Consider the following 6628-nt stretch of genomic DNA (forward strand, 5'->3'; position numbering starts at 1 on the left):
TGACGTGTTGCGCACCGCATGGGCGCAAGCCACGAGCGGCGCACTCGGCCGCGCGCTGTCCGCGTCGCTTGCGCGTGAAGCCTGCGGGTTCGCGATCGGCGCGACGAGCGGGCTGCTGCTCGGCGCCGCGCTCGGGCTGTCGCGCGTCGCCGCGCGAATCGTCGGCCCGAGCTTCGACACGTTCAAGCAGATCTCGCTGTTCGCATGGATTCCGCTGATTTCCGTGTGGTTCGGCCTTGGCGACGCCGCCAAGGTCGTGTTCCTGTCGCTCGCCGCGCTGCTGCCCGTCGCCGCGCACACCTGCGACGGCATTCATGCGGTGCCGCGCGCGTATGTCGACGTCGCCCGCGCGCTGCGCTACTCGCGGCTCCAGCTCGTGCGCTACGTGATCCTGCCGGCCGCGCTGCCGTCGATCTTCACCGGGCTGTATCTCGGCCTGATCTATTCGTGGCTCGCGACGCTCGGCGCCGAATACCTGCTGGTTGCCGGCAGCGGGATCGGCAACACGCTGATCGACGGCAGCGAGCAGTTCCGGATGGATCTCGTGCTGTTCGGGATCATCGTCGTCGGCATAACGGGCTGGGCGCTGAACGCGATCGCGCGTGCGATCGAGCGCAAGGTGCTGGCCCGGCGCGGCGACCTGACGCACTGATCGCCTCTTCCTTCCTCGCCACACACTTCCTCGCACCGCCATGACGACCCTCGCCTCCGATTCGCTCGACATCCTCCACGTGAGCAAGCACTACGCGCAACGCGGCGCCACGCTCGCCGTACTCGACGACGTGTCGCTGCACGTGCGCGCCGGCGAATTCGTCACGATCGTCGGTGCAAGCGGTTGCGGCAAGTCGACGCTGCTGCGGCTGATCGCCGGGCTCGACGCCGACTACGCGGGCGAGATCCGGGCCGGCGCCGAGCGCGTGCGCGACACGTCGCTGCAGCGCGGGATCGTGTTCCAGGATCACCGGCTGTTCCCGTGGCTGACCGTCGCGCAGAACATCGAGGCCGCGCTGCGCAACGCCCCGCTCGACGCGGCCGCAAAGCGGCGCGCGGTCGCCGATCACATCGCGCTCGTCGGGCTGAACGGCTTCGAGCACGCGTATCCGAACCAGCTGTCGGGCGGGATGGCGCAGCGCGTCGCGATCGCGCGCGGCCTCGTGAATCGCCCGCGCGTGCTGCTGCTCGACGAGCCGTTCGGCGCGCTCGACGCGCAGACGCGTGCGCGGATGCAGAACGAGCTGCTGCGCATCTGGGAACAGGAGCGCATCACGATGATCCTCGTCACGCACGACGTCGACGAAGCCGTGTATCTCGGCGACCGCGTCGTGACGATGGCGCCGCGCCCGGGCCGCATCGAACGCATCGTCGATGTCGCGCTGCCCCGCCCGCGTCGGCGCGATTCGCCGGAATTCGCGCGGTTGCGCGACACCGTGCTCGCCGATTTCGACCACAGCGAACCGCCGGGCGACGATCGCCCGGGCGGCCAGCGCATCGACACGCCGCGCCCGCACCGGATCGGCGAATGGCGGCTGGCTTGGTAGCACGCCTGACGCACCGAATTGCTCAGCATGACGACGCATATCGATCATCGCTGCGGACACGCTAAGGTTGTGACGATTCATCGGTTCCGGTTGCGCGCAGTCCCTGCTTGAATGGAGACTCGACCGACCCGACTCCAGGAGACTCCCGATGTCCGAAGTCCAGCACGCCGCTCACCCGTCTTCGCATGCTTCGCACGCCGCGCCGCGCACGGCCGCCGCCCCGCTCCAGCTTCGCCAGGTCGCCGGCCGGATCGGCGCCGAGATCGCCGGCGTGCGGCTGTCGGGCACGCTCGACGACGCGACGTTCGACGCGATCCAGGCCGCGCTGCTGCGCCACAAGGTGCTGTTCTTCCGTGGCCAGCATCATCTCGACGACACCGCGCAGGAAGCGTTCGCACGTCGCTTCGGCACCACCGTCGCGCACCCGACCGTGCCGTCCGTCGACGGCAGCGCGCACCTGCTCGAACTCGATTCCGCGCACGGCGCGCGCGCCAATTCGTGGCACACCGACGTGACCTTCGTCGATGCGTACCCGAAGATCTCGATCCTGCGCGCGGTGGTGATTCCGCCGTTCGGCGGCGACACCGTGTGGGCCAACACGGCCGCCGCGTACACGAACCTGCCCGACCCGCTGCGCGCGCTCGCCGACACGCTGTGGGCGCTGCATACCAACGCATACGACTACGCGTCGACGCACGTGCATGCCGACGATACGCAACTGAAGCGCTACCGCGAAGTGTTCACGTCGACCGTCTACGAAACCGAGCACCCGGTGGTGCGCGTCCATCCGCAAACCGGCGAACGCACGCTCGTGCTCGGGCATTTCGTGCAGCGGCTCAAGGGGCTGTCGGCGCAGGATTCCGCACACCTGCTGCAGGTGTTCCACGAACACGTGACGCGCCTCGAGAACACCGTGCGCTGGAACTGGCAGGAAGGCGACGTCGCGATCTGGGACAACCGCGCGACGCAGCACTATGCGATCAACGACTACGGCGATGCGCGCCGCGTCGTGCGCCGCGCGACCGTGCACGGCGACGTGCCGGTCGGCATCGACGGCCGCCAGAGCGTCGTGCTGAAGGGGCCGGGCGCGACGCTGCAATAACGCCCGCGTCTCGCGGCGGCGGCGCTCCGTGCGCGCCGCCGCGCCTGCCCTGCTTTCCGCTACCGGACACCGACCATGCACTTCCCGCCACCGGACCGACGCGCGCGCTCGCAACGATGTCGGCCCTCCGCCCCATCCACTTCCGCCAGGAGCGTCGCATGAGCGCCCTACTCGAACCCGCCGCCCAGCCGGTCGACGTGATCCCGCTGTCCGCCCATATCGGCGCGGAAATTCGCGGCGTCGACCTCACGCAACCGTTGACCACACCGCAGATCTCGGCGATCCGCGCCGCGCTGCTGAAATGGCGCGTCATCTTCTTCCGCGAACAATTCCTCACGCACGAGCAGCACGTCGCGTTCTCCGCGCAGTTCGGCGAGCCGACGGTCGGCCACCCGGTGTTCGGGCACGTCGACGGGCATCCGGCCGTCTACTCGATCGCGAAGCACCGCAAGGCGACGCGTTTCGAAGGCGAACCGGTGCGCCGCCCGTGGACCGGCTGGCACACCGACGTGACGGCCGCCGTGAACCCGCCGTGGGCGTCGATCCTGCGCGGCGTGACGATCCCGCCGTACGGCGGCGACACGCACTGGACGAACCTCGTGCGGGCATACGAAACGCTGTCCGCGCCGCTGCGCGGCTTCGTCGACGGGCTGCGCGGCCTTCATCGCTTCACGCCGCCGGCCGGTGCGCGCGCGACCGGCGCGTTCGACGAGGCGGTCGAACGCCGCCCGCTCGTCACCGAGCATCCGCTCGTGCGCGTGCATCCGGAGACCGGTGAACGCGCGCTGTACGTGAGCCCGAGCTTCCTCAAATCGATCGTCGGGCTGACGCCGCGCGAGAGCCAGGCGCTGCTCGAACTGCTGTGGGAACACGTGACGCGGCCGGAATTCACGATCCGCTTCAAGTGGGAACCGCGCAGCATCGCGTTCTGGGACAACCGCGCGACCGCCCACCTCGCGCCCGTCGACATCTTCGATCTCGACTTCGACCGCCAGCTGTATCGCACGACGCTCATCGGCGACGTGCCGGTCGGCCCCGATGGCCGGCCGTCGGTCGCGCTCGAAGGCTCGCCGGTCGAAGCGGCGGCGGCGGTCGCGCTCAACTGAACCGACCAGACCTGACGGCAGCCGGCGCGTACTGCATCGCGCCGGCCTTTCGTGCCGTCACACCGCGCGGACGAAAGCACCGCCCGCGCGGCTCCCCCTCAATCCAGCCAGACCCCGTCGAAACGATGCCCGCCCAGCGGCGAGAACGTCAGCCCGTGCACGCGCTTGGACACGGGCAGCGACACGATCGACGTCGCGATCGGCGTGAACGGCACCTGGTCCTTGAACACGACCTGCGCCTGTTCGTACAGCGCCGTGCGCTTCGCGACGTCCCCATTGGAACGCGCCGCATCCACCAGCTTTTCGAAATCCTGGTTGCACCACTTCGCCAGATTGCTGCCGTGCACCGCGTCGCAACCGAGCAGCGTGCCGAGCCAGTTGTCGGGGTCGCCGTTGTCGCCCGACCAGCCGTACAGGATCGCGTCGTGCTGCCCGTCGTGCTTCGCGCGGCGGTTGTATTCGCCCCATTCGTAGCTGACGATCTTCGCGCGCACGCCGATCCTCGCCCAGTCCTGCTGGATCAGTTGCGCCATCAACTGCGCATTCGGGTTGTACGGACGCTGCACGGGCATCGCCCACAGCGTCAGGTCGAAGCCGTTCGGGAACCCGGCCTGCGCGAGCAGCGCCTTCGCGGCCGCCGGGTCGCGCGGCGCATCCTTCAGGCGCGGGTTGTAAGACCATTGCGCGGGCGGCATCGGGTTCGTCGCGATCTTCGCGTCGCCGTTGAACACGGTCTTCACGATCGCCGACTTGTCGATCGCGATGTCGAGCGCGCGCCGCACGTCGACGCGATCGAGCGGCGCATGCTGCGTGTTGTACGCGACGAAGCCGACGTTGAAGCCCATCCCCGAGAACAGCGTCAGCTTCGGGTCGCGCCGCACCGTATCGAGGTCGGCCGGTCGCGGGAACGCCGATACCTGGCACTCGCCGGCCACCAGCTTCTGCAGGCGCGCCGCCGGATCGGGCGTGATCGCGAACACGAGGCGGGAAAGCTTCACGTCGTCCGGCTTCCAGTAGTCGGGATTCGCGTCGTAGCGGATCAGCGCGTCCTTCTGGTACGTGCGCAACAGGAACGGCCCGGTGCCGACCGGGAACTGGTTGATGTCGGCCTCGCGATGCCGCGCCGCGAGCTGCGACGCATACTCGGCCGACAGGATCGACGCGAACGCCATCGCGAGATTGCGCACGAACACGACGTCGGGCGTCTTCAGCACGAAGCGCACCGTGTAGTCGTCGACCTTGTCGATGCGCGCGACGTTGCGGTCGAAGCCGAGGTCGCTGAAATACGGGAAGCTGACCGGATAGGCCTTGCGGAACGGATCGTCGGGATCGAGCATCCGGTGGAACGTGAAGACGACGTCGTCGGCCTGGAACGGCCGCGTCGGCTTGAACCACGCGGTGGTCTGGAATTTCACGTCGCGCCGCAGGTGGAACGTGATCGTGCGCTGGTCGGGCGACACGTCCCAGCTCGTCGCGAGCGCCGGCTCGAGATCGAGCGTGCCGCGCTTGAACTGCACGAGCCCGTTGTAGATCGGGTACGTGCTCGCATCGAAATCGGTGCTCGTCGTGTGCTGGCCCGGATCGAAGCCGGCCGGGCTGCCTTCGGTGCAATACACGAGCGTCTTGCCGGACGGCGCGGCCAGCGCGTGCGTGGCCGCGCCGGCAAGCAGCAGCGACGCCGCGATGCAGCGCAGGGCTGCAGCGGCATGGGGTGCGCTACGCGCACGACGCGCAGCTGACGAAACGAAAGCGTTCTTCATGGTGGCGGAGACAGGAGAGAGGGCTGTCATGCAAATGACGACGGCCGATCTTCGCGCGCCGCCCGCCGATCGCTTACCAATTAATTTCGCGTTGCTTATCGTCGTGGATGCATCCCGCTGCCCGTGCATGAAAACGTCCACGCGAGCGCCGGACGGCCGTCTCGCGCCGCCGTCTTCCGGCCCCCTGCAGACTCGCCCGAAATGGCGCATCGTATCGGCTGGCCAACGTCGGCACGGACGCGCCGGGATCCGCCCGGCGCCGCCGCGCCGCCGACTCCAGGAGGACACACGATGCCTGTCAGCTCCGATACGTCCGCTCGCCCCGTGAAGACGCCGGGCCCCGATCACCCGATCACGGTCGAACCGCACCCGCGGCGCGTCGTGGTGAAGGCGGCCGGCAAGGTCGTCGCGGATACGCGCCGCGCGCTGGCGCTGCGCGAAGCCGCTTACCCGGCCGTGCTCTACATCCCGCGCGAGGACGCCGACCTGACCCTGCTGCAACGCACCGACCACGCGACGTACTGCCCGTACAAGGGCGATGCCGCCTACTACTCGATTCCGGCCGGCGGCGAACGCGCGGTCAATGCCGTCTGGACCTACGAGGCGCCGTATCCGGCCGTCGATGCGATCCGCGGGCACCTCGCGTTCTATCCGGATCGCGTCGATTCGATCGAGGAAAGCCCGGCCGGCTCCGATTGAGGATCGCGGTAGCCGCTCGTCGAATGCCGGGCGGCGACGCGTGCCAAGTCGCGATTTCGCCGACGCGGCCAGTCGGGCTGGCGTGCTGGCGTGCTGGCGTGCTGGCGTGCTGTCGTGCTGTCGTGCTGTCGTGCTGGCGTGCTGGCGTGCTGGCGTGCTGGCGTGCTGGCGTGCTGGCGTGCTGGCGTGCTGGCGTGCTGGCGTGTCGGCGTGTCGGCGTGTCGGCGTGTCGGCATGTCGGCATGTCGGCGTGCTCTGACGTGCTCCGGCAGATTCTTCCACTGATCACCGGCCCGACCAACACCACCGAGCCTGCTCGCTGATTTGCATATGCGGATTCGTTGGTTGGCCGCCGGCCCGCGCGGCCGTATCGTCCTGAATCCGGCGCGGGCCGGCCCGTGGCGCGCATCGCCCGCATCGGGC

Annotated in this window: 6 protein-coding genes; 5 read left to right on the forward strand and 1 reads right to left on the reverse strand. The window is 69.0% G+C overall.

Annotation, left to right across the window (positions count from 1 at the left end):
- The 4 genes from G3N93_RS30855 to G3N93_RS30870 all read left to right on the forward strand — a co-directional run.
- A partial coding sequence (locus tag G3N93_RS30855; protein WP_206134654.1) for an ABC transporter permease occupies positions 1-652 on the forward strand: 652 nt, incomplete at its 5' end.
- Positions 653-692: 40 nt separating this feature from the next.
- Positions 693-1538, forward strand: a complete 846-nt coding sequence (locus tag G3N93_RS30860) for an ABC transporter ATP-binding protein (RefSeq protein ID WP_174936104.1) — start codon at positions 693-695, stop codon at positions 1536-1538.
- 148 nt (positions 1539-1686) lie between these two features.
- Complete coding sequence (locus G3N93_RS30865; protein ID WP_206123007.1) at positions 1687-2640, forward strand: TauD/TfdA family dioxygenase; 954 nt, start codon at positions 1687-1689, stop codon at positions 2638-2640.
- Positions 2641-2798: 158 nt separating this feature from the next.
- A complete protein-coding gene (locus G3N93_RS30870) occupies positions 2799-3746 on the forward strand; it encodes a TauD/TfdA family dioxygenase (protein WP_174936108.1) in 948 nt (315 codons plus the stop codon).
- Positions 3747-3844: 98 nt separating this feature from the next.
- On the opposite strand, the gene G3N93_RS30875 is transcribed toward G3N93_RS30870, so the two are convergent.
- Positions 3845-5506, reverse strand: coding sequence for an ABC transporter substrate-binding protein (locus G3N93_RS30875; protein WP_174936109.1), 1662 nt, complete (start codon positions 5504-5506; stop codon positions 3845-3847).
- A 291-nt stretch (positions 5507-5797) separates the two neighbouring features.
- Between G3N93_RS30875 and G3N93_RS30880 the strand changes: the two genes are divergently transcribed.
- On the forward strand, positions 5798-6205 hold the full coding sequence (locus G3N93_RS30880; RefSeq protein WP_174936111.1) for a DUF427 domain-containing protein: 408 nt from the start codon (positions 5798-5800) through the stop codon (positions 6203-6205).
- The last annotated feature ends 423 nt before the right edge of the window (positions 6206-6628 follow it).

It is taken from the genome of Burkholderia sp. Se-20378 (genome assembly GCF_017104665.1).
Taxonomy (GTDB): Bacteria; Pseudomonadota; Gammaproteobacteria; order Burkholderiales; family Burkholderiaceae; genus Burkholderia; species Burkholderia lata.

What these genes read in the sequence shown, in the direction of transcription:
- G3N93_RS30865 (WP_206123007.1), top strand. Translation starts at nt 1,687, where the DNA reads ATGTCCGAAGTCCAGCACGCCGCTCACCCGTCTTCGCATGCTTCGCAC.
- G3N93_RS30880 (WP_174936111.1), top strand. Translation starts at nt 5,798, where the DNA reads ATGCCTGTCAGCTCCGATACGTCCGCTCGCCCCGTGAAGACGCCGGGC.
- G3N93_RS30860 (WP_174936104.1), top strand. Translation starts at nt 693, where the DNA reads ATGACGACCCTCGCCTCCGATTCGCTCGACATCCTCCACGTGAGCAAG.
- G3N93_RS30870 (WP_174936108.1), top strand. Translation starts at nt 2,799, where the DNA reads ATGAGCGCCCTACTCGAACCCGCCGCCCAGCCGGTCGACGTGATCCCG.
- G3N93_RS30875 (WP_174936109.1), bottom strand. Translation starts at nt 5,506, where the DNA reads ATGAAGAACGCTTTCGTTTCGTCAGCTGCGCGTCGTGCGCGTAGCGCA.